General features: G+C 49.4%; 16 protein-coding genes. 7 read left to right on the forward strand and 9 right to left on the reverse strand.

From position 1 onward, the window contains the following. Position 1: 1 nt before the first annotated feature. From G8768_RS02890 to G8768_RS02910, 5 genes are all read right to left on the reverse strand, one after another. Entirely contained in the window at positions 2 to 1168 is a 1167-nt protein-coding gene (locus G8768_RS02890) for a GNAT family N-acetyltransferase (protein WP_166851658.1), read from the reverse strand. A gap of 73 nt (positions 1169 to 1241) precedes the next feature. After that, positions 1242 to 2561, reverse strand: a complete 1320-nt coding sequence (phoR, locus tag G8768_RS02895; protein ID WP_166851655.1) for a phosphate regulon sensor histidine kinase PhoR — start codon at positions 2559 to 2561, stop codon at positions 1242 to 1244. Positions 2562 to 2647: 86 nt separating this feature from the next. Next, a complete protein-coding gene (gene phoB, locus G8768_RS02900; RefSeq protein WP_166851652.1) occupies positions 2648 to 3352 on the reverse strand; it encodes a phosphate regulon transcriptional regulator PhoB in 705 nt (234 codons plus the stop codon). 146 nt (positions 3353 to 3498) lie between these two features. After that, positions 3499 to 4383 (reverse strand): 4-hydroxybenzoate octaprenyltransferase, encoded by an 885-nt coding sequence (gene ubiA / locus G8768_RS02905; RefSeq protein ID WP_166851649.1) that lies wholly within the window; start codon positions 4381 to 4383, stop codon positions 3499 to 3501. Between the two features lie 68 nt (positions 4384 to 4451). Then, positions 4452 to 4979 (reverse strand): chorismate--pyruvate lyase family protein, encoded by a 528-nt coding sequence (locus G8768_RS02910; protein ID WP_166851646.1) that lies wholly within the window; start codon positions 4977 to 4979, stop codon positions 4452 to 4454. Positions 4980 to 5181: 202 nt separating this feature from the next. Between G8768_RS02910 and G8768_RS02915 the strand changes: the two genes are divergently transcribed. From G8768_RS02915 to G8768_RS02940, 6 genes are all read left to right on the forward strand, one after another. After that, positions 5182 to 5457, forward strand: coding sequence for an HU family DNA-binding protein (locus G8768_RS02915; protein ID WP_166851643.1), 276 nt, complete (start codon positions 5182 to 5184; stop codon positions 5455 to 5457). A gap of 123 nt (positions 5458 to 5580) precedes the next feature. Beyond that, positions 5581 to 6852: a dicarboxylate/amino acid:cation symporter gene (locus G8768_RS02920; protein ID WP_166851640.1), complete on the forward strand. Its 1272-nt coding sequence runs from the start codon at positions 5581 to 5583 to the stop codon at positions 6850 to 6852. A gap of 639 nt (positions 6853 to 7491) precedes the next feature. Then, positions 7492 to 8454: an FHA domain-containing protein gene (locus G8768_RS02925; RefSeq protein ID WP_166851638.1), complete on the forward strand. Its 963-nt coding sequence runs from the start codon at positions 7492 to 7494 to the stop codon at positions 8452 to 8454. 8 nt (positions 8455 to 8462) lie between these two features. Then, positions 8463 to 11060, forward strand: coding sequence for a serine/threonine-protein kinase (locus G8768_RS02930; RefSeq protein WP_166851635.1), 2598 nt, complete (start codon positions 8463 to 8465; stop codon positions 11058 to 11060). A 174-nt stretch (positions 11061 to 11234) separates the two neighbouring features. Continuing rightward, the gene (locus tag G8768_RS02935) at positions 11235 to 13784 is read left to right on the forward strand and encodes a protein kinase domain-containing protein (protein WP_166851632.1); all 2550 of its coding nucleotides are present in this window, start codon (positions 11235 to 11237) and stop codon (positions 13782 to 13784) included. A 125-nt stretch (positions 13785 to 13909) separates the two neighbouring features. Next, positions 13910 to 16432, forward strand: coding sequence for a serine/threonine-protein kinase (locus tag G8768_RS02940; protein ID WP_166851629.1), 2523 nt, complete (start codon positions 13910 to 13912; stop codon positions 16430 to 16432). On the opposite strand, the gene G8768_RS02945 is transcribed toward G8768_RS02940, so the two are convergent. The 4 genes from G8768_RS02945 to G8768_RS02960 form a co-directional block, all read right to left on the reverse strand. Next, positions 16429 to 16908, reverse strand: coding sequence for a DP-EP family protein (locus tag G8768_RS02945; RefSeq protein WP_166851625.1), 480 nt, complete (start codon positions 16906 to 16908; stop codon positions 16429 to 16431). The two genes, G8768_RS02940 and G8768_RS02945, sit on opposite strands and share 4 nt — an antisense overlap. Before the next feature lie 138 nt (positions 16909 to 17046). Beyond that, positions 17047 to 18399, reverse strand: a complete 1353-nt coding sequence (locus G8768_RS02950) for an aminoacyl-tRNA deacylase and HDOD domain-containing protein (protein WP_243749351.1) — start codon at positions 18397 to 18399, stop codon at positions 17047 to 17049. A 77-nt stretch (positions 18400 to 18476) separates the two neighbouring features. Then, positions 18477 to 20597, reverse strand: a complete 2121-nt coding sequence (recG, locus tag G8768_RS02955) for an ATP-dependent DNA helicase RecG (RefSeq protein ID WP_166851622.1) — start codon at positions 20595 to 20597, stop codon at positions 18477 to 18479. A 5-nt stretch (positions 20598 to 20602) separates the two neighbouring features. After that, positions 20603 to 21535, reverse strand: coding sequence for a hydrogen peroxide-inducible genes activator (locus G8768_RS02960; protein ID WP_166851619.1), 933 nt, complete (start codon positions 21533 to 21535; stop codon positions 20603 to 20605). A gap of 142 nt (positions 21536 to 21677) precedes the next feature. On the opposite strand from G8768_RS02960, the gene G8768_RS02965 reads away from it, so the two are divergent. Continuing rightward, complete coding sequence (locus G8768_RS02965; RefSeq protein WP_166851616.1) at positions 21678 to 22547, forward strand: sugar nucleotide-binding protein; 870 nt, start codon at positions 21678 to 21680, stop codon at positions 22545 to 22547. The last annotated feature ends 21 nt before the right edge of the window (positions 22548 to 22568 follow it).

A 22568-nucleotide genomic window follows, 5' to 3' on the forward strand; every position in this document is an offset into this window, starting at 1 on the left:
CTTATTTATTATCCACTTCTTTAAATGGCAAGTACGTTTCCGCGTCTTTTTGATACATCTGAATGTGTTCTTTTTCCTGATTCAGAAAATCCGCAATCGCCGGGCGAAATTCGTCGGCGGCGATCCAGTGCAGTGAATGGACAAAGCTTGGAATAAAGCCGCGCTGGATTTTATGTTCGCCCTGAGCGCCGGGATCAAATTTTTTCAATTGATTTTCAATGGCGTATTCAATGCCCTGGTAATAGCAGGCTTCAAAATGAAGCGCATCGAATTGATCCAGGCATCCCCAGTAGCGTCCGAAGAGTGTTTGACTGTCCTTAAAGTAGAGCGCGCCAGCAACCATTTGCCCGTCATAAAATGCCTGTACCATCATTACGGATTCTCGACAGCTTTCGGCGAGTCGTTGAAAAAATTCCCGGTTTAAATAACCCTGCCGACCACTGCGCTTCAAATAGGTCAGGTGATAGCAGTGGTAAAACTGATGCCATTGCTCGTCGGTAATATCCACACCTTCAACTCGACGCATCTCCACACCTTGTTGCGTCACCTTTCGGCGTTCGCTTTTAAGGCTTTTTCGTTTTCGGGATTTGAATGTAGAAAGAAAGTCGTCAAAGTCGATGTAGTTGTCGTTCATCCAATGAAACTGGACAGCATCGCGTTGCAATATGTCACGGTTGTTTTCCAGTAACTCGAGTTGCTTGGCTTTTGGGAACAGGCTGTGAAAGCTGGAGGCGCCAAGTCGTTGGCTTTCTTCTTTCAGTTGGCCGATCAATATCTCTGAAAAAAGCTCGGCGTCGAGCCCTTCTTTGAGAGCAAAACGTGGGCCAGTTGCGGGCGTAAACGGAATGGCGTTAAGTAACTTGGGATAGTAGTCACGGCCATAGCGGTGATAGGCATCGGCCCAGGCCCAATCGAAAACGTATTCGCCGTAGGAGTGACTTTTAATGTACAGCGGCATGGCAAGGATAAGTTCGCCTTTTTCTTCCGGGACTTCTCCTGACCAGATTAATAAATGGTGTGGTATCCAGCCGCTGGCCTTGCTCACGCTACCGCTTTGTTCCAAAGCCAGTAAAAAGTCATATTGAACAAAGGGGTAATCGCTTGCCCAGAGCGCCTGCCAATGTTCACGGTCTATGGATTCAATAGAGGGAAGAAATTCAGCTAGCATGGTGGGCATTTGTTATGTAAAGGCCCACCATCATAACGTTTGCCAAGCGCAAGGCAAGCGAAGTTAGACAGCTTTAGTCGACGGCTTCTACGGTCTGGTTTTCCAGAATCTGATATCGGTCCCTTGGGAAGATACAACTGAAGGTGCTGCCTTTGCCTGGTTTGCTCTCAATGCTTAAATGCGCATCATGGCGAAGCAGAATGTGTTTGACGATAGCCAGGCCCAGGCCTGTACCCCCTGCATCGGAGTTGCGGCTGCCATTGTCGACCCGATAAAAACGTTCGGTAAGGCGTGGAATGTGAATCGGATCGATACCGTCACCCTGATCTTTTACAGAAAAGGTTAAGGCCGATTCATCAATGCTGATGCTCAGTTTGATATCGCTGTCCGGGCTGGAATACTTCACTGCATTGAAAGCGAGGTTTGAAAAGGCGCTGTGCAGTTCTTTTTCACTGCCAATCAGGGCGATGTCGCTTTTGCATTTCACGATCAGATTATGTTGTCGATCATCACTCAAGGCCATCGCATCGGCGGCGATCATATCCAGCATCGGTTTCAGTTGGACGGTTTGCTGGTTGCGTTCATTGTCATCCGTTTCCAAATTGGACAGCATTAGCAAATCGTTGATCAGCAAGTTCATGCGATCGCTTTGTTGTTGCATTTGTTCAAAGGCACGGGTCATTACCGGGTTTAAATCGGGCGACATGCTTAACGTTTCGATGTAGCCACGCAATACCGTCAGTGGTGTGCGCAATTCATGGGACACATTGGCCACAAAATCCTTGCGAACCTGTTCCAGGCGGTGCACACGGGTAACATCACGAACCACAACAAGGCGCTCGCCTTTACCAAAGCGGTTGATTTGATATTGCAGTTGTTTGGATTCGTTACGGGGTGATGGAAGATCGAGAGGCTCGTCGTATTCACAAGCGTCAAAGTAGGCAATAAAACCCGGATGGCGAATAAAATTCACCAGTGGGTGTCCCTGGTCAATCGGTTGTAAACCGAGCAGGGTTTCAGCGGCCTGGTTCCACCAGTTCAAACAACCATTGGCATCGAGCAGGACAACGGCGTCGCGCAAGGCCGCCGTTGTTTGCTGACCTCGACGGATCATGCCCTGCAGGCGTCGACGTTCTTTTTCGTGACGCTTTTGCATGCGATAAACATTATCGAAAATTTCGCCCCAGATGCCGACGGTATCCGGTGGCGGTTCGCGGCGGCGGGAGGTAACCCACAGGTAGAGTTGGCGAATTTGCAGCAGCACCCAGCCCATGTACAGGCCGCCACCAATAATCAGAGTCCAGCTGATGTAACCATTCAGCCATCCAAAGATCAGACAAATCAGAGTAAAGAATGCAATGCGCTTGAGTTCAGCGCCTAAGCCCTGGTGCAATTAAAATACCTGCCAATGGTTATGGAAGCTCAATACCCGAGAGTGTATCAGGCCAGATGTTACGACAAGAAGACCGCAGAGCCTTATTAATTTACAGCGGTTACCTTGGTGGAGAAGCGGTAGCCGGTTCCACGCACAGTTTGTATGAAGCGGTCGTGATCGTCCAGCGTCAGTGCTTTGCGCAAGCGACGAATATGAACGTCGACGGTGCGCTCTTCCACATAGACGTTACCACCCCAGACATGATCCAGTAACTGGCTGCGAGTATAGACGCGTTCCTGGTGGGTCAGGAAGAACTCCAGCAGGCGATATTCGGTAGGGCCCATTTGCACCGGTGTTTCACCGATGGTGACGCGATGGCTGATGGGGTCCAGACACAGTTCCCCTACCACAATGGGTTCGGCATCCTGATGATTGTCGGTGCGACGCAAAACCGCTTTCAAACGAGCAACCAGCTCGCGAGGTGAAAACGGCTTGGTAATGTAATCGTCTGCGCCGATTTCCAGGCCCTGTACCTTGTTGTCTTCTTCACCTTTGGCCGTCAGCATGATGATAGGAATACGGGAAGTCACTTCATCGCGCTTGAGGCGGCGGGCCAGTTCGATGCCGCTGGTGCCAGGCATCATCCAGTCCAGCAGAATAAGATCGGGTTTTTCGTCGATGATCAGGCTGTGTGCTTCTTGGGCATCACCGGCTTCCAGGCACTGATAATCTGCCATCTCAAGCGCGATGCGCAGCATGTCGCGAATGGCCTTTTCGTCATCGACGATGAGAATTGTCTTATTAGGCATGGTAGCCCCTCTATCAACAACAGGGCTTTACACAATGGCAATGCCCCAGGGTCTGTGAAGAAGGCATTATTAAATAAAGGTTTTGTTGCAACTTTATGACAATTTCTTGTCCGGCAACAGTCCTGCCGTCTGATTCCGATGATGTTCTAGTCGAGATAGCTGAAGACAATGCCCAGAAATATGGCAGCGCCCACGTAATTATTACTCAGAAATGCTTTGAAACAGGCCTGTCGTTCCCGGCCCCGAATCAATACTTGCTGGTACACAAACAGGGCCGTGGCGACGGCCAGGCTCATGTAAAAGGCAAAGCCAAGATCAAATCGGTTGGCGACGACAATCAGGGACATCAGGGTAAGGCCCTGAAGGCAGGCAATGATCATCTTGTCCTGTTCACCAAACAGAATGGCGGTGGATTTGATGCCGATTTTCAGATCATCTTCACGATCCACCATGGCGTACTGGGTATCGTAAACCACCGTCCAGAGCAGGTTTGCGGTGAAGATCAGCCAGGCGGTGGGAGGCAGTTCATTCAAGCTGGCACTGAAAGCCATGGGAATGCCCCAGGAAAAAGCCGCGCCCAGAACCAATTGAGGCAAATGGGTGTGACGTTTCATAAAGGGGTAACAAGCCGCCAGGGCCAGGCCGCCTACCGACAGCATTACGGTAAAGGTATTGGTCAACAAGACCAGTCCAAAGGCTATTAGCCCGAGGGCGGCGAACAGGATCAGCGCGTGTTTTGCGGGAATCTTGCCCGCAGCCAGAGGGCGATGCCGGGTACGTTCAACATGGCCATCAAAATTGCGATCGGCGTAATCATTAATCACGCAACCTGCGGCGCGCATGACAAAGACGCCCAGGGTAAAAATAATCAAGATCGACCAAGATGGCATGCCTTCATTGGCGATCCAGAGAGCCCAATAGGTCGGCCAGAGCAGCAGCAAAGTACCGATGGGGCGATCAATCCGCATCAACTGGGCATAGGCTTCGAGTTTTTGCTTCCAGCTCAATGCCGGGGTCGCGCTGGCGCTCATAAATTGTCCTGTGTGCTGGCCGTAATATGGGTTCCGGAATGTGGGGTCTGGGTAAAGCTTTCGAAACTCTATCGTTTCCCGTAAAAGTGAGCAAACCCGGGCAGAAAAACCTCGGCAACGAGCAGCGGCTTTTGATCCAGGTAGAAGACAGAACGCCTGGCCCAGCAGCTCTCTTCGCAGGGGTAGCGGAAGTTATCCGAGACCAGCTGACTAATCTCTATGGGACTGCGTTTCATGCTCGGATCTTTGAACAACAGGGCTCCCAGCGGGCGATTGTCCAGGGTTTTCAGCTGTCTCAGTCGCCCCGTCAGGGTGCTGAGCGGTAATATCGAACGGGCGAAAACCCAGTCCTGACCGTGGCCAGACATCACGATTTCCCGAATCAGGGCCTGTTGTCGTTGGGGGAGCCCGAGCGCTTTGGCCTCATCGACTCGCGGCGTTGCCAGCCCCTGGCGAAGAATACGCAGAGAGAATTCGCCCTGGCAGGCGTCCTGGAGCTTTTTGGTCAGAGAGCCTTCACCAAGCAGCCATTGACGCTGATTCTGGGTGAGTTCGGCATGGGCTTGCTTATGCCAGCGGGGGACGTGTGTTCTCAAACGGGGAATTCCGAAATCTTGCGGGCAATCGGCCGCGCATCGTTATGCTTAACAAAGGCGCTATTTTAGTGGGCATTGACCTATGGCGCCAGCGTCAGATTCCCTTTGTCGCCCCTAACAGTGCCTCAGCCCTTGGTTTATGGGCGCGGGCTTGGTTTAATGTGGGGCCAAATCCAACAGCTATAAGAACAGGATAAAAATTATGCATAAGACCGATCTAGTGGCCGCTGTGGCTGATCAGGCTGACCTGCCAAAGGAAAAAGCCGCCGATGTGGTAAACGCCATTCTGGATGAAATTACCAACGCCGTGAGCCGCAATGAGACTGTAAGCTTGGTGGGCTTTGGTTCTTTCAGTCAGCGTCACCGTGCCGCCCGTACCGGCCGCAGCCCCAAAACCGGTGCCAGCATCGAGATCGCTGCCAGCAATACCGTGGGTTTTAAAGCCGGTAAGGCTTTGAAAGACGCGGTTAACAGCTAATTAACAATCCCCTTCGTGCCTTTGATGGCAAAGTAGTATTTACTCAAGCGATGTATCCATAGTTTGCCCACCGAGTGCTTGGCAGCTGAGCGTTCGGTGGCATTCAACTTTCATAGGTTTTTTATGAGTTTAACAACACGAATTCTCCTGGCCATGGGCTTGGGTTTGCTGGTCGGTATCGTCTTTAAGTCAGTGATTGCCGGCGGCGGTGAATTTGGCCAATGGCTGCAGCTTTATATGGTTGAGGGCGTTTTCGATGTTGTGGGGCAGATTTTTGTGAAGTCCCTGAAGCTATTGGTTGTGCCGCTGGTATTGGTTTCTCTGATTTGCGGTTCCGGTGCACTGGGTGAGCAAGGTCGTGTTGGCCCCATGGCGGGTAAAACCGTCGGTTTGTATCTGTTAACGACTTGTATCGCGATCAGTTTTGCCCTGCTCGCAGCAACGATGATTAACCCCGGGGCCGGAATGGATCTGCCAACAGCCTCGGATTATGTTGCGAAAGAAGCGCCGCCGTTCAAACAGGTGTTGATTGATATCTTCCCCAGCAACCCGGTAGCGTCCATGAGCGCGGGCAATATGCTGCAGATTATTGTCTTTGCGCTGCTGTTCGGTATCTCTATGTCCCGTGCGGGTGAAGCCGGTAAGCGCTTGTTGTCCTGGTTTGAAGACGTCAACGAAGTCATCATGAAAATGGTGATGATGTTGATGAACCTGGCCCCTTACGGTGTATTTTGCCTGTTGGCCAAGTTGTTTTCCGGCCTGGGCTTCGATGGCATTCATAAGTTGGCGGCGTATTTCTTCACGGTGTTTGGCGTGTTGGTGCTGCACGGTATTGTGGTTTACCCAACTCTGTTGCGTATCTTCGGCGGTTTGAATCCTCTGATCTTCCTGTCGAAGTTACGTCCGTTGATGATGTTCGCGTTCAGTACATCGTCTTCCAATGCCTCTATCCCCGTGACCTTGCGTACCGCCGAAGAGCGTTTGGGTGTTGATAACCGTATTGCCTCGTTCACGGTTCCATTGGGTGCGACCATCAATATGGACGGTACCGCTGTGATGCAAGGTGTGGCGACCGTATTTATTGCTCAAGCCTATGGCCTGGATATTGGTCTAACGGGTTATTTGATGGTGATCCTGACGGCAACCATGGCCTCTATTGGTACAGCAGGTGTGCCGGGTGTTGGCTTGATTACACTGGCGCTTGTTCTTGAACAGGCTGGCCTGCCAGTTGAAGGCATCGCTTTGATTATCGGTGTTGACCGCTTGTTGGATATGGCTCGCACCGTGGTTAACGTAACTGGTGATTCTGCGGTAACGGCGATCGTTGCCAAAAGTGAAGGTGCTCTGGATAAAGAGTGTTTTGACAGTCCGGCGAAGCCGATGGCGGATCACTGAGATTCGCCAGAACCGATGAGCGGTTCCCGGAAATGAAAAAGGAGAGCTAAGCTCTCCTTTTTTGGTCCATTAGGGCGTCATCCAACACGCTTGCCCTTATTCGCATGCTCCCTGCGCCTCTCCCTGAATAGTTTTCGTCACGGTCCCTGTGACAGGCCCTCTTCCCTTAAGACGAAAACTACTCACGAACGGCGCTTGTCCTTCTCACATATAACGCGAAAGCTATGTGCCTGCCGAGCTGCACTGACTACTTCCTGTATCGTGCGTCTTCCTTGTAGCTGCGAAATATCGAGTTTTTTTGATCGCTTCTTACGAAGTACCACTTCCTGTGGCCATTTACGATCACGCCTGATCGTGAGACTTGAATATAGAACAGGACAGGGCATTTCTGTATTACAGCATATTACACTTGCGCGCGTATTATGGTGTAATAAAGCGCTTAAATGGCCGCGTCAAATTGAATCGATTGACGTCAATCTGCGCGTTGCCCTTGTCGCATGTTAATTCAGGAACACGTTATGCTGGGGCATAAAACCTGAATAGAGGCTGACTGCGCAGAGCAGTTTGGGACAAAATAAAATTATAGCTACAACTTGAGTAGTTGAGCATTAGGCTACCAAGGAATTCGGGAGTAAATACATGGCGCAGATGCGGGATCTGAGATCTGGCCGCGTTCAGCCCTTGCGTGCCCACCACACATTCGGCCGCTTGGCGGATCAGGTGGATAGCTGCGTTGATTTGGCCGCTGTGTCACGAATTCACGCGGCGATCGAATGGAACGGTGCTGCCTGGTTGCTGCGCGATCTAAGCCGTAATGGCACCTGGCTGGATGAAGAAAAGCTTCAGACCGGTGAGTCTTACCCGCTGAAAATTGGTCAGGAAATCCGCTTCGGTTCGCCCCAGCATAAAGCTTGGCAGGTCGAAGATCTTGAGCCGCCCCTCGATATATTACTGGCCCAGGAAGATGGAGAAACCTTCGCCCTGGAGAAGTATCATTTTCTTCCCGATGACGAATCCCCTGAACTGGCCCTGAGCTTAAGTGCGGAAGACGGTCAGTGGCACTTGGAAGATATCAGTACGGGTGAATCCCGTGTCTTGCGTCATGGTGACAGCTTCCACTGTCATGGGAAACACTGGCAATTATTTTTGGTTGAACACCTTGTCGCTACTGAACAGATGAGTTTCAAACCGCGACACTTCGCAGACTACGAATTCTGTTTTGAAACCAGCCTGGATGAAGAAAATAGCCGTTTAAACTTGTCCGCTGATGGCGAACAGGTTGATTTGGGTGAGCGTTCTCATCATTACGTGCTGCTGCACCTAGCTCGTCGTCGCGCCGAAGATGCCGACAGTGGTCTCGATGTGAACAGCCAGGGCTGGGTCGATACTGAATTACTGGCTAAAGAACTTGGCCTTGATGCCGGGCATCTGAACATTTTGATTTTCAGGGCTCGCAAACAATTGGCTGAAGCCCTCCCCGCCGTTACCGGTTTGAACAAACTGATCCAGCGTATGCGCGGTCGCCTGCGTTTCGGCGGCAGCTGTTACAGTGTCTGCAAAGGCGCGGAAGTGACCCACCGTTTGACCGCCAAAGCAGAATAATCCCCACTATGGACAGTGCCGATCATCCCCAGTCTATCGCTAATTACCGCGTGCAATCCGTTATCGGAAAAGGCGGTATGGGGGTGGTTTATCTTGCAGAAGATGATCGTTTGCAGCGCCAGGTTGCCATCAAATGCATCAATGAACAGATTACCGATGACGTTCTGACCGAGCGCCTGCGTCATGAGGCCCAACTGCTGGCCCAGTTAAATCATCCCAACGTGGTCCAGGTTTACGATTTTATCGATGATGGTGAAAACCTCGCTCTGGTGATGGAGTATGTTGAAGGGCGCACGCTGCGACAGTACATGCGAGAAAACCTCTGCGATCAAAAACAGAAGTTGCTGTTTCTGGCGCAAATCGCTGATGGCCTCGCAGCGGCACACAATGCCGGCATTGTGCATCGCGATTTAAAACTGGATAACGTTTTGGTAAACCGAAAAGGCTTGCTGAAGTTAACCGACTTTGGGATCGCCAAATCCCAGGACCCCGATGTCACCCAGCTTACCCAGCACGATGCTGTATCCGGCAGTTACAGTGCGATGTCGCCGGAACAAATTTGCGGTGAAAAAGTGGGTCCAGGCAGTGATCTGTTTGCCTTTGGCATTCTTGCCTGGCGCATGTTTCTGGGGCGCCACCCCTTTGGGGATGAAGCCGGTCAGCTGCTGATGGTCGAAAAAATTCTCAACAACGAGCCAGAGCAGCTCTGTGAAAGCGAAACTGAATTGCCCGCAGAGTTGTGTCAGCTTATTGATAAATTACTCATTAAAGACCCGAAGCAGAGACCTTCCAATGCAGCCTGGTTGGCCCGCCAGCTGCAAATATTATTGCCTCAGGTTTCCGATGAGTTGAGCGGTGAAATGACGGCTCACAATATTCTGCGTTCGGATTACGAGGCGCCTTCCCGTCAGTCCCGTTATCTATTGCGATTTGCCAAGGTGTTATCGCTGGCTTGTATGTTGGGGCTCTCAGCTTTTGCCTTTATCAAATTCAAACCTCTCGATTTACTCTTCGCGAAACCGGTGACGCATATTGCGGTTATCGAACCTGAGTTAGAAGGTGAGCAGGCCGAGCAATACCGTGAACTTCAAGCGTCACTCTTTTTAGCGTTGCAGGATAGTGTACGAAGTCTGGACAACAGCCAGCTGGTTTCTCCGAAGGAAGTGCGTTCTGCCCGTCGCAGCGGTGGAAAGCTGGGCGCAGCCGTCGGTGCGGATATCGTATTGAGCAGTCAGCTCCAGTGTCAGTTGCAACGGTGTCAGCTAACATTGTCCAAATTGGCCGGTAAGCGCTGGACCGTACTTAAACAGGATCGTTTAACCCTGGTACACAAAAATTTACTGGATGCACATGCCAGCGGGCAGGAAGCGGTTCGTAAACTGTTCGGCGCGACGGGCGATGCGAAACATTTATCTGAAGTGGTATCGGAAGAAGATTATCAGCTCTATCTGGATATTCGTCGGAAAAAAGACGATGACCCGAGAGCCGCTGACCAGCTGCTGGATCAGCTGGAAGCGATTCAGCGGCGGGCACCGCGATTTGACCGTATCTACAGTCTATATGCCGATATCAGCCTTACTCAACAACGCCGCCATCACCATGGTGACTATCTGAACAGATTGCGAAGCATGCTTGAGAAAGCACCTGCTCCGCTTTCTCAATCTATTTTCTATCAGAAACTCTGGTTTGAGTTGTATCTGAAGAGTGAGGAATACAGCAAAGCCATCGGTAGCATCGAGGTGCTGGACAAACTGAAGCTGGATCGCTGGGTAAGTGAACGCATGCGCGCACAAGTTGCCCTGGCAAAAGGTGAAAACCAGGAAGCTATTCGGCTGTTCCAGGAGCGTTTGGCAGAACGCAGCAGCAGTCAGGCCTACCGTAATCTCGCGATGGCCTACTGGAAAGATGGCAACAAGGAACTGGCCATTCAAAACCTAAAAAGCAGTTTGACATTCAGCCCTGAAAGCGTACAAAGTCATAGCCTGTTGGCCAGCATCTTTTTAAGCAGTGGTGATTTGGCTGAGGCCAAGGCAATTTATGAAACCATGCTGGATACTCATCCCGTTGAGGGGGTTTATGAAAGCATGGGCTTATTGTCTCTGCTGGAGCGAAACTACGAGGCGGCAATTGACTATTTCTCCAAGGCAAAAGCACTGAAGCCTAACGATCGTTTGTACACCCTTTACCTTGGGGACAGTTATTTACTGGCGGACAAGGAGCCTCAGGCCAAGACACAATATCGATTGCTGAGTGAAATGCCCGTCGACGAAGATAACGCAAAGGAACACAGCTATCTGGCAAGGGCCTTGATTCAACAAGGACAGACCATGGATGCGCTGCGGGTTCTGCAAAAAGCGCAGACACTGGATGCAAGAGATAAAAGCGTCGCCTTTGCCTCCGCTTTGGTGTACAGCAAAGTTGAGAATACCGCTTCGGGTTTGCTTTGGATTGAGACCTCACTTGAACTGGGTATTGAAAAGAACTGGTTCGCGTTGCCTTGGTTCGATAGCCTGTGTAACTCTTCCACTTCGGCTCAGGATTTTGAAAGTGTTATCGGTCTGTCGTGCCCAATTCGAGATGAAAATGCTGCGGTTTCCACTCAATAAGCTGTCAGTAATGACAAAAGTAATTTGCTGATCGCTTGCTGGAATTTTTCAACCCTGTGTTTTCAGATTTTTTATCTGTTCCCCCTTCTGTTGGTTTTCCTACTCATCCTAGAAATCAGATTGCCGTTCATAGTGCTTCGTAATTCCCTGTGTTAGCATTTTCCGCGAGATAAAGTGGAAGTAAGCAGTACAATGAAGTACCTTGAGTTACCCGAAAACATCGCCCATTACAAAATACAGAATATCCTTGGGCGAGGTGGAATGGGTATTGTCTACCTGGCAGAGGACAGCCGACTGGGTCGGCAAGTCGCTATCAAATGCCTGTATAAACATCAGCAGTCTGAGAACCTGGTAGAGCGTTTGCGCCGTGAGGCCAAAGTTCTTGCAAAACTGAATCACCCCAATGTCATTCAGATATACGATGTTGTCGAAGACGAACAAGGGCTTGCCCTTGTGATGGAGTATGTACGAGGTCGTTCACTCAAACAGTACTTACAAGAAAATTCTCTTAGCCAAAAGCAAAAATTTTCATTGTTGGCTCAAATTCTGGACGGTCTGGCCGCTGCGCATGGCGAGGGCATTATTCATCGGGATTTGAAGCCCGATAATATTTTGGTCGATGCCGATGGACGGGTGAAAATTGGTGATTTTGGTATTGCCAAATACTACGACAGCAATACTGCAGAGCTATCCAGGCATAACGATTCTGCGGGCAGTCTCAGTGCTATGTCTCCTGAACAAATCCGTGGAGAAAAACTTAGCCTTGCCAGTGATGTATTCGCCTTTGGTTTGCTGGCTTGGCGAGTGCTTCGTGGTCATCATCCTTTTGAAGCAAATAATGATCTGATGCGTATTGAGAAAATACTCAATAAACCCGCACCCTCGTTGCAGAGTGAAGAGCTTCCCCAAGGGCTTTCGGATTGCATAGATGCTGCTTTGCATAAGTCGGCTGAACAACGGCCGCAGAGTGCGGATGAATTGATTCAAGAATTGAAGCCTTATTTGCCTTCAATAAGTCAGAGAGCTAAAAATCCTAGTGTAGATTCCCGCATAAATCTCAAAAAGCGCAATGTCATGACTCAGGTTTGGGTCTATATTGTAGTAGTAATAATTGTGTTAGTGACAATATTTACTGCGAATAAAGAATTTAAAAGTTGGTTCAATCTGGAACCTGATTTTATATATGTCGCGATCCTACCTCCCGATATAGAATCTCAAGATGAGCTCGATTATGAGGACATAAGGCAAACTGTATATTATGCGTTACAGGAAGGCATTATAGATCTTAATGAAAGTAATCTGATTCCGAGCCTAGAAGTCGAGAACTATGAAGGTGAGAGTGAACGTTTAGCGGCGTCTCTGGGAGCCGATGTGGTTGTCAATAGTTATCTGAAATGTCGTGAGCTTAAGTGTGATTTGGTTCTGACTCGCGATTCTGGCGAGAATCAAGTGAAAAGCAAAAAGGTTCATATCGTTGAAGACTCCATGCTGGAAGTTCATAGAATCACTCAACTTAAGTTGGCGGAGCTTTTCCCTAATCGAAAGGGCTTGGATATTCTGAATGAAGTAATAAATGAAGAAGACTATAAGGAATATATCGAGTTAAGTCGCTTGGCAAAGGAAAGCGAACATAATCATGTTGAAATTTTTATGCGCCTTCGAAAGCTTCTGGATAAGGCGCCGAAATTTGGGCCTCTATATTATTTGCATACCCAAATAGGCCTGGACCTATACTCCGAAACGAGAGATGACCGGTTTGCGTTTAAAGTGAAAGAAGTTTTGGAAATGGTCGATCGATCAAAGTTTGATGAGCGGGAAATCAGGCTGTTATGGATAGAAACCCATGCTGAATTGGGTGAGATGGAATTGGCATTGGATAAAGTCAGTGAATTTGAAGAGAATTATCGTGAAAATAGAGAAACTAAGTCCCTAAAAGGCTTGATAGAAGAGGCTCGCGAAAACTACGAGCTGGCTGTTCGACATTATCAGGCGGCAAGCCATATGCGACCAAGTGTCAGGACCTATAGAGATATTGCAATAAACTATTGGTATTTGGGAGAAGTGAAAAAGGCAATTGATTACCTTGAAAAAGCCTTAGCGTTGAACCCAAAAGATATTCATGCCGGTTTAACTTTGGCAACTTTCTATATGACATCTGGAGACCTTGATAAGGCTGAAAGAATGTTTCTTAGATTGGAAGAAAAGTCACAGATTAGTTCAACCTTTGATAACTTGGGTTTGCTATATATGCTCAGGCGAAATTATAAACGAGCGGAGGAATACTTCATAAAAACCAGTAAGATCACCAATGACCTAAGATCGTGGCCTCTGAATTTGGCTGACGCTTATGCGTTACAGGGAGAAACCGAGAAAGCGAGAAAATACTACCTTATGGTTATAGATAAGCTGGGTGATTCAATGCGTAGCGATCAGCTGGGATCAACCTCCCAAGCGTACATACATATAGGGGAGTCCAAGAAAGCGCTTGCAGCCCTAAAAAAAGCAAAGGAAATTGCACCGGATAATTCTGATATTGTTTATGCTGAAGCAATTATTTACGCAAAACTTGAAGATTACCCTTCGGCATTGATTGCCATTGAAAGGTCGATTTCTCTTGGCTTGGGAGCGATCTGGTACTCCTTGCCTTGGTTTGATGTTCTCTGTAAACATCAAATACATGGTACAAAGTTTAAAGAATTAGTTGGTCAATCTTGTACAAACTAGTTTTGGCAATGTATTTACCAAGTTGAGTAATTTGAGTTGGCATTAGCCCAATATACCGATTAGTTTCGAATGTTAGGCTGTGTTAGCATCCCCCAGCAGAAAAATTCAATAATAAGCAGGCGATCATGAAATACCCTGAACTTCCCGAAAGCATTGCCCACTATAAGATCCTAAGTACCCTCGGCCGAGGTGGTATGGGCATTGTTTACCTGGCGGAAGATGGTCGTTTGAAGCGCCAAGTGGCCATTAAGTGTCTCTACAAGCAACAACAGTCGGAAGCCTTGGTTGAACGCCTGCGCCGCGAAGCAAAAGTATTGGCCAAGCTTAATCACCCTAATGTGGTTCATATCTACGATGTGGTCGATGATGAGCAGGGTTTTGCTCTGGTCATGGAGTACGTTAAGGGGCGTTCGCTTAAACACTACCTGAAAGAAAACCATTTGAGTCAGCGTCAGCAGCTGGCATTACTTGTGCAGATTCTGGATGGTTTGGCGACAGCCCACAGTCAGGGAATTATCCATCGTGATTTAAAACTCGATAATATTTTAATTGATGAGCATGGTCGCGCGAAGATTGGTGATTTCGGTATTGCTAAGCGCCAAAGTGGCGATACAGTTGAGCTTACAAAACACAATAACATTTCCGGCAGTCTGAGTGCCATGTCGCCGGAGCAGATTCGGGGTGAAACTCTTTGTCCGGCGAGCGATGTATTTTCCTTTGGTTTGCTTGCTTGGCAGATTTTGAGAGGCCAACACCCTTTTGAGGCCGATAGTGAACTGGTTCGTGTTGAAAAAATATTGAATGAACCTGCTCCCTCTCTCGCTGGGGATGATTTTCCCAATGGGTTTACCGATTGTCTGGATGAAACACTTAACAAAGAGCCTGAAAAACGCCCGAAGGATATTGCGGTTTTAATTAAATCCTTAAAATCATACGCGGCTGAGCTCAGTGAAGAGATTGAAGACCCTACTCTCACCTTACGACGCAGTTTTTTACAGCCAGGCTCTTCCAATCAGGCCTGGGTATATCTTGCAACAATTCTTTTGGCTTTATTGCTCGTAGTGGTTTCTGCAAGAGAGGCCTATCTATGGCTGCAACCGGAACCGGATTCAGTCTATGTGGCGATCTTACCTCCGCAACTCGATGCAAAAGATACGCTGGATTATGAGGATATTCAAAAAACGGTATATTTTGCTCTGCAAGATGGTGTTATCGCTTTACAAAATAGTTTTTTGATCCCCGCCAGTGAAGTTGAAGGTTTTGAGGGTAGTAATGAAATCTTGGCTAAGGCAATCGGTGCGGACGTAGTCATTGGAAGCCAGCTCGTGTGTGAAAACTTGGTTTGTGATTTGCGCCTAAAGAGTGTGCTCGGAAACAAAAATTTGGAAGTCAGTGTTGAAGTCGATGATAAGCTACTCGAATCACATCAGTTGTCACAACATGGTTTAGCAGACCTATTTCCTGATCGGCGCGGTTTGGTAAAGCTCAGTGATTTAGTTGGTGAGGAAGACTATAAAGAATATCTTAGATTGGATGCTCGAGCCAAAGAAAGCGAAAATAACTACTTGGCAGTTATCAATTCATTGGAAATCCTACAGGAGCGAGCCCCAAAGTTTGAGCCAATCTACTTTCTTCATGCTCAATTGGCTTTGGACTTATATGTTGAAAAGCGAATGCAAGTTTTTGCGGATAGGGCTGAAAATTTACTTAACGAAGCTCGCCAGAAAATTCCAAGTAGCACGTTAATAATGAGGCTTTTGGCTGAGCTGTATTCAGAGACTGATAGACCTGAACTATCTGAAAAGATGATTTCTGAATTTAAGAAAGCAGGTGGAAATTTGAGAGAGATCGAAGTATTGAAAGGCCTGCAACGAGAGTCGGAAAAAAACTATAGCCAAGCAATCGATCACTTTTCTAGGGCGAATGAGTATAGAACTAGTGTTAGAACTTTAAGGGACTTGGGGATCAATTACTGGTATGCAGGAAATGCGGAAAAAGCCATTGAATATATGAGAGAGGCTCGTGAAGTTGACCCCGAAAACATACATGCAGGATTAACATTAGCCACATTTTTAGTCGCTGCGGGAGAGCTTGATGAGGCTGAAAAATTATTCTTGCGTTTTGTGGAGTTGTCGAATGTCGGGTCCACCCATTCAAATTTGGGTGTGCTTTATCTGTTTAAAAGGGACTATGAAAAAGCTATCTATTATTTTGAAAAAGCGCGAAGTTTGACGAATGATCAAATTTCTAATCGTTTGAATTTGGCGGACACTTATATGTCCATGGGTGAGTCTAGTAAAGCCCTTAAGCTTTATAATGAGGTTGTTGATAGTGTTTCGGACGAAGCTAGGTTTAAAGATTTGATATTTAAAGCTCAGGCATTAATTCATTTGGGTGAGATTAAACGCGCATTAAAACTATTGAGCAAGTTGAAGTCAACATCACATAGCGTCGAAACAAGTTATGCAGAGGCATTGTTGAACGTTAAATTAAAGGACTATCCTTCGACAATAATTGCTATTGAGAAATCCCTTGAAGGCGGATTAGGAAAAGTTTGGTTTACATTGCCATGGTTTGATAGTTTGTGCTCGGATCCAGTATATGGATCCGAGTATGCGAGCTTGATAGAGGTCAAGTGTGAGGGTTAACGTTTGATTTCTAACCCGGGATCTGGAGACTGATAAATATTCACGCTACCGTCGTCCGAAGTGTGTGCTGCTACAAAAGAAAATCCAACTGCTTCTCCAACTTTGCTCAAACTTTTTATTACTGCAGTTAGAACTTTACCATTTGCAGTAACAGCGGTTTCTACATCATGCAGTTGATCTGTAGTGTTGATTTCACTTAGGCAACTTTTAGTGCCGCCGAGTGCAAAACGCCAGCCTGGCTCATCCATTGTTACGACTAATACACAAACTTCTGACTGACGTTGCAGCCAGTTTGAATTTGGATCAAAACTAATATCTAAATTTTCAACCGGCTGTTGTGAACCGTCACTTTCAATCGTTTGAAAAACCCAATCTCCAGGCTGACCATTTGCAGGCAAACTTGGCTTAAGAGTGAAATTTTTGATTTGTCCTTGCCCTTGTGGGACAGAAATAGACAAGGTATCTGATGTGGACATAGCAGTCTCCGTATTGCTGTTTTTTTATTAATTAATGTGGCGTCAAGAAGAGTACTTAGGCGACTTCTTTGCTGCCATTACGCGGTATTACAACGACTTACAATAAGTCGCTGTAATGGTTTTGAAATTATTTCGAACTCAACAAAGTTCTTTGACGATAGAGAGCAGTTCGTCTTTTGATTCGGCGATACTTTCTACCGCTTCTTCAACTTGATCGCGTTTTAAATGCAAAGCATCAAGTAGGGAATCGTCGACGTTTAAGGCGGGGCCATGAATTAAATTTTCCTGGCACAGTAAGGCGCGCGCGAGGTAAACCAATTGCGCATAGGCGATTTGATCATCTTCTGCTTGCGGCATTCCTTGCAAGCGCAAAGCCGCCACCACTTCCGGTGGCATGTTCCATAAATCCATTAACCAGGCGCTGAGTTGATCGCGACTGACGTCCAGTACATGACGATCAATAGCCTGATAAGGAATGTGGGGATTTGCTTCTTGTAAGCGACAAATGTCGCTGTAGTGTGGGCTGAATACTTCGGCCATGACCAGCGTTCCAAAATTGCTGAGCAAACCGGATAAATAAGACATGCCAAAACCCGGGCGATGTTCGCGTGGAATTTTGGTCACCAAAGCTTCCACCATGGCGGCGGTAAAAACCGATTGATGCCAATAGTGGGTGGAACCAAAGGGGCCATCCTGGGGCATGTTCAATGTTTTTCCGAGCGCTAAACCGAGCGCCAGGTTAAGCACCATGTCAAAACCCAGTACACGCACGATAGCATCGTGAATGGATTTAATTTTTCCCGGTGCGGAATAGTATGGCGAGCTGGCCCAGCTAACAACTTGAGCCGCTAAACTCGGGTCCATTTCAACAATGCTGGCGAGATCGGAAATGTCCGCATTGGGATCGACGCGTAAATTGATAATTCGTTGTGCCGTTTCCGGCAGTGATGGCAACTCCAGTGTTTCTTCCAGGCGCTGCTCGACACGGCGTTTGGTAAACGACTGCACCGACTGGGTAATGGCCAGGACATCGTCTCCCAGCGCATCCGCTTTCAGTGGCATGCTGATGTCGCCAATCTCGGCGTCGTTCATGGCGAGTTTGAAATCGGCCGTGCTGACGGCCAAGACTTCGCCAAGGCTGCCCGAGGCAAGCAGGAGGCTGTCGGTCTGCAATAGGCTGGCGTCCACAATGGTGGGCATGCCGGCCAGTTTTGGCAGCGCGGGAATATTCTGCAGTTTGTATTTATCGAACAGAGGCTGTAGATCCTTCTGTCGAGTTGCCTTCAGTTCTCGGCCCAGGATCTCATTGACCAGGCGTACATCCAATAGACGGTCAGCAGGCAGCAGAGCCTGCAGTTGCCCAAGGTTATCTTGCAAGATCGTGGCGCGAACACGGCGGCCGCTGCCAGGTGGAAACTTGGCACTGGCAATCTGGTAACCGATTTTTTGGGTGTCCAGTTGCTCCATTACACTGGTAGGTACGCTAGACAATCTGACCTCCTTACGTCGTTGTGCAAAACGTGGCTAAGCAACGCGATAGCATGTAATAGGATTTCGGCCTATTTCCCTTAAACCTGAGCATATTCTTCAGCCTGGCCTAGCCAACGCTGAATTATGGGTTCTTGCAGGTGGGGATGGTGCTCGGCAATTTCCTGTGCAGAGCGCCTAATACTCTTAATTAAGTTAGCATCTCGTTGCAAATCCGCCAGTTTGAACTGCATTTCGCCGGTTTGTTTGGTTCCCAGTACCTCACCGGGGCCGCGCAGTTCCAAATCGCGCTCAGCAATCTTGAAACCGTCGCTGGTTTCACGCATAGCGCTGAGTCTGGCTCGTCCGTACTCTGACAGGGGTTGGCCATATAGCAGAACACAGTGGCTTGCGGTGCTGCCACGTCCTACGCGGCCACGCAATTGGTGCAATTGGGCCAATCCCAGACGTTCGGGGTTTTCGATGATCATCAAGCTGGCGTTGGGGACATCAACCCCAACTTCAATCACCGTCGTGGCAACCAGTACCTGCAGTTGCCCCGATTTAAATTGCGACATGACCTCCTCTTTCTCGGTGGTTTTCAATCGGCCGTGAATTAGACCGACGTTGAGTTGTGACAGTTGTTGCTGAAGTTCGTTGGCGGTGACCTCGGCGGCCTGGGCCTCCAGGGCTTCGGATTCTTCAATCAAGGTGCACACCCAGTAAGCCTGCCGCCCTTCACCGCAAGCGGCTCGCACTCTGTCGATCACCTGCTGGCGCCGTTCGTTGGCAATCAGCACCGTGGTTACCGGGCTGCGGCCCGGAGGAAGTTCATCGATGATGGAAATATCCAAATCTGCATAGGCGCTCATTGCCAGCGTGCGGGGGATTGGCGTAGCGGTCATCACCAATTGATGTGGTCGTGCCTGATTGCTGCCGTTGTCCTTGCTGTGGCCTTTGGCTCTCAGAGCCATGCGCTGATGAACACCGAAGCGATGTTGCTCATCGATAATGGCCAGCCCTAGGTCGGCGAATTCCACTCCGTCCTGGAACAGAGCGTGGGTGCCGATAATCAGCTGGTTCTCGCCACTGGCGGTTGCCTCCAGTTGCGTTTTGCGCTCACTGGCTTTTTGTTTGCCATTAAGCTGACCGACCGTGATGCCCAGAGGCGTAAACCAGTGGCTGAAATTCTGTCGATGTTGTTCCGCAAGGATCTCCGTAGGTGCCATCAGGGCCACTTGATAGCCGTTGGCAATGGCTTGCAGAGCCGCTGCGGCAGCGACTAGGGTTTTGCCCGAGCCCACATCACCTTGTACCAGGCGAAGCATGGGCACGCCTTTGGCCATATCGGTGCTGATTTCATGGATGACCCGTGATTGCGCGCCGGTTGGGGAAAAACTCAGGCTGTCCAAAAAGTTCTGTTGGCTCAGGTCATTCGGTGGCAGCACCGGCGCTTGGGTAGCCTGGATCTTTTGGCGCACCCGGAGCAGGCTCAGGTTGTGGGCAAGCAACTCCTCAAAGGCCAGACGCTGCTGGTAAGGATGCTGGCGTTCCATAAGCTGCTCGACATTGGCATCGGTCGGTGGTTGATGCAGATATTTCAATGCGTCGGCGAGGCTGACATTGGTGCTTTGCCCGCCCCCGCTTCCCTGCCCATGGTTAGGCAGCAGTTCGGGCACATTGTGTTCATTAACCTGGGGCAGCAGCTGTGTGATCAGTCCGCGCAGGCGGGATTGGGTAATGCCTTCTCCCACGGGATACACCGGTGTCAGGCTGTCCGGAAGCACCAGTTGGGATTGCTCATCGTAGAACTCGTATTCCGGGTGATACATCTCCAGGCCGGAAGAACCCCGGCGTGCTTCGCCGTAACAGCGCACATGACTACCCGGTGCCAGCTTGGCTTTCTGGCTGCCAGAAAAATGATAGAAGCGCAGGGTCAGGGTGCCGGTGCCGTCCTGTATTCGACACATCAGGCTGCGACGGCGACCGTAGACCACATCGCTGGCTTTGATGATGCCCTGCACAACCGCATTCTGTCCGGGTTGGAGGCCGCCGATTGGGGTAACTTTGGTGCGATCCAGATAACGGCTCGGCAAATGGAACAGCAAGTCCTGCAAGTTGAAGATATGCAAGCGAGCCAGCTTTTCAGCCAGCTGTTTGCCCACCCCTTTCAAGGCGGTGACATCAATGTGCGCGAGGCTGGGGGCAGCCTTATTGCTCATGGAAATTAACGCTCAAGAATGGTGCAAATACCGTGTCCATCGCAGATGGCGCTGCGCAGTGCATCAATGGCCTGATGGCGCGGGAAGCTGGCTCGCCATGCGAGACCCACCGTGCGTGTGGGCGCCGGATCACTAAATGAACGAGTTGTTAATACGCCCTGTGCATAATGGCTGGTACCGGCGGCGGATTGTGGCAGTACCGTAATGCCCAGACCTGAGGCAACCATATGGCGCAGGGTTTCGAGGGAGCTGCCCTCGGTTGCGGCTTGCAATGTGGTGGTACTGCTGCTGTCGAATTTGGCCTGCAGATTTGGGCAGGCTTCCAGGATTTGATCCCGGAAACAGTGGCCCTCACCCAGCAAGAGCACATTGTAGTCGTCCAGGTCGCTGGGCTCGATATGGGTTTTTTCAGCAAGCGGATGATCGACGGGAATCAGAACCTCGAAGGGCTCTTCGTAGAGCGCTTGAGTAACCACATCGGCTTCGGTGAAGGGCAGGGCCACGATGATGACATCCAGCTCTCCATTGCGCAGACGGTGGCGCAGAGTCGCGGTATAGCCCTCTTCGATGTAGAGAGGCATCTGCTTGGCGCTTTTTTGCAGCTCCGGAATAAAGTGCGGAAACAGATAAGGGCCAATGGTGAAAATGGCCCCAATTTTCAGTGGGCTGGACAGTTGGTCCTTTCCGGCGGTAGCGAGGTCCTTGATTGCTGCGGTCTGCTCCAGTGCAATTTGGGCTTGGGCAACAATTTTTTCACCCAGCGGCGTCGGGTGGACGCGGGTTTTGCTGCGTTCGAACAAAGCGACATCCAGTTCTTCCTCAAGCTTTTTAACAGCGATGCTCAAGGTGGGCTGGGAGACAAAACAACGCTCGGCGGCGCGGCCAAAATGCTCTTCCTGGGCCAGGGTAACTATGTAACGAAGCTCGGTTAAGGTCATGTTCGGGTCTCGCAGTAGTCAAAGTAATGTTTTAGAATTTAACTATTAATAAATTAAAGTCAATAGCTAAACTCTAATCAAGCCATTTAAGCGATGGCAAATATTAGGGTTCAGAATGTGAATACGGATTGAGAGCGCATCTATGGAACATTTAAATCAGAGTCTACGGCTGGGGGTTTTGGGGTATGGCGATATTGGTCAGCGCCTCTTGAGTCGTTTGCAGGGCAAGGCGACGGGTTATGCCTTCAGCCGTAGCGAAAAAGTCCTGCCGAAAGGTTTTCAGTGGCGGCAGGCCGATGCCAGGGATATCGGCAGCTATAGCTCATATCTAATGGAGCTGGACGCCCTGTTGATTACCCTGACGCCCTTTGACCGTGGTGATGAGGCCTACCGCCTGAGTTATGTTGAACCCATTCGGCAATTGCTTGAATTTGGCAAAACGCTGGAGAGGTGCCCTCTGCTGATTTTCGTTTCCAGCACCGCGGTGTATGGGCAAAACGATGGCAGTCGCCTGAGTGATGAGTCCCCAACCGAACCTCAACAGTACAACGGTATTCGCATGTTGGAAGCGGAACAGTTGTTGGCCGAGAGTGGTCTGCGCCATTGTCGGGTACGTTTTTCGGGCATTTATGGGCCAGAGCGCAAACGTTTGTTTCGCAAGCTGGTGGACGAGGTTCGCGAAGGCTGTGAATTTTCAGACGCGGATGCTCACTGGGGCAATCGCATCCATGTCGATGATTGTGCCGGGGTGCTGGAACATATTCTGAGTTTGCCTGAAGCGCAGCGTGAAGAGGTGTATTTGGCAACGGATACTGAGCCTTCTTTGCGAGGGCAGATTAAGGCCTATCTGGCTGGTCAGCTGGGTGTGGAATCGACGATGGAATTTAAATGCGATTCTGCCACCGGCAAACAATTAATTCCCGAGCGTCTTCTGCGATCTTCATACTCGTATCTCTACCCGACGTACCGTGAAGGTTATCAAGTTCAATTGGCGGCATTAGGTCAGAACTGATTTATCCGTTGAATAAAAAAC

This window comes from Pseudoteredinibacter isoporae (assembly GCF_011602085.1).
Taxonomy (GTDB): domain Bacteria; phylum Pseudomonadota; class Gammaproteobacteria; order Pseudomonadales; family Cellvibrionaceae; genus Pseudoteredinibacter; species Pseudoteredinibacter isoporae.

Coding starts and splice junctions, on each gene's coding strand:
- G8768_RS02890 (WP_166851658.1), bottom strand. CDS start 1,168: ATGCTAGCTGAATTTCTTCCCTCTATTGAATCCATAGACCGTGAACAT.
- phoB (WP_166851652.1), bottom strand. CDS start 3,352: ATGCCTAATAAGACAATTCTCATCGTCGATGACGAAAAGGCCATTCGC.
- ubiA (WP_166851649.1), bottom strand. CDS start 4,383: ATGAGCGCCAGCGCGACCCCGGCATTGAGCTGGAAGCAAAAACTCGAA.
- G8768_RS02915 (WP_166851643.1), top strand. CDS start 5,182: ATGCATAAGACCGATCTAGTGGCCGCTGTGGCTGATCAGGCTGACCTG.
- G8768_RS02920 (WP_166851640.1), top strand. CDS start 5,581: ATGAGTTTAACAACACGAATTCTCCTGGCCATGGGCTTGGGTTTGCTG.
- G8768_RS02925 (WP_166851638.1), top strand. CDS start 7,492: ATGGCGCAGATGCGGGATCTGAGATCTGGCCGCGTTCAGCCCTTGCGT.
- G8768_RS02930 (WP_166851635.1), top strand. CDS start 8,463: ATGGACAGTGCCGATCATCCCCAGTCTATCGCTAATTACCGCGTGCAA.
- G8768_RS02940 (WP_166851629.1), top strand. CDS start 13,910: ATGAAATACCCTGAACTTCCCGAAAGCATTGCCCACTATAAGATCCTA.
- G8768_RS02945 (WP_166851625.1), bottom strand. CDS start 16,908: ATGTCCACATCAGATACCTTGTCTATTTCTGTCCCACAAGGGCAAGGA.
- recG (WP_166851622.1), bottom strand. CDS start 20,597: ATGAGCAATAAGGCTGCCCCCAGCCTCGCGCACATTGATGTCACCGCC.
- G8768_RS02960 (WP_166851619.1), bottom strand. CDS start 21,535: ATGACCTTAACCGAGCTTCGTTACATAGTTACCCTGGCCCAGGAAGAG.
- G8768_RS02965 (WP_166851616.1), top strand. CDS start 21,678: ATGGAACATTTAAATCAGAGTCTACGGCTGGGGGTTTTGGGGTATGGC.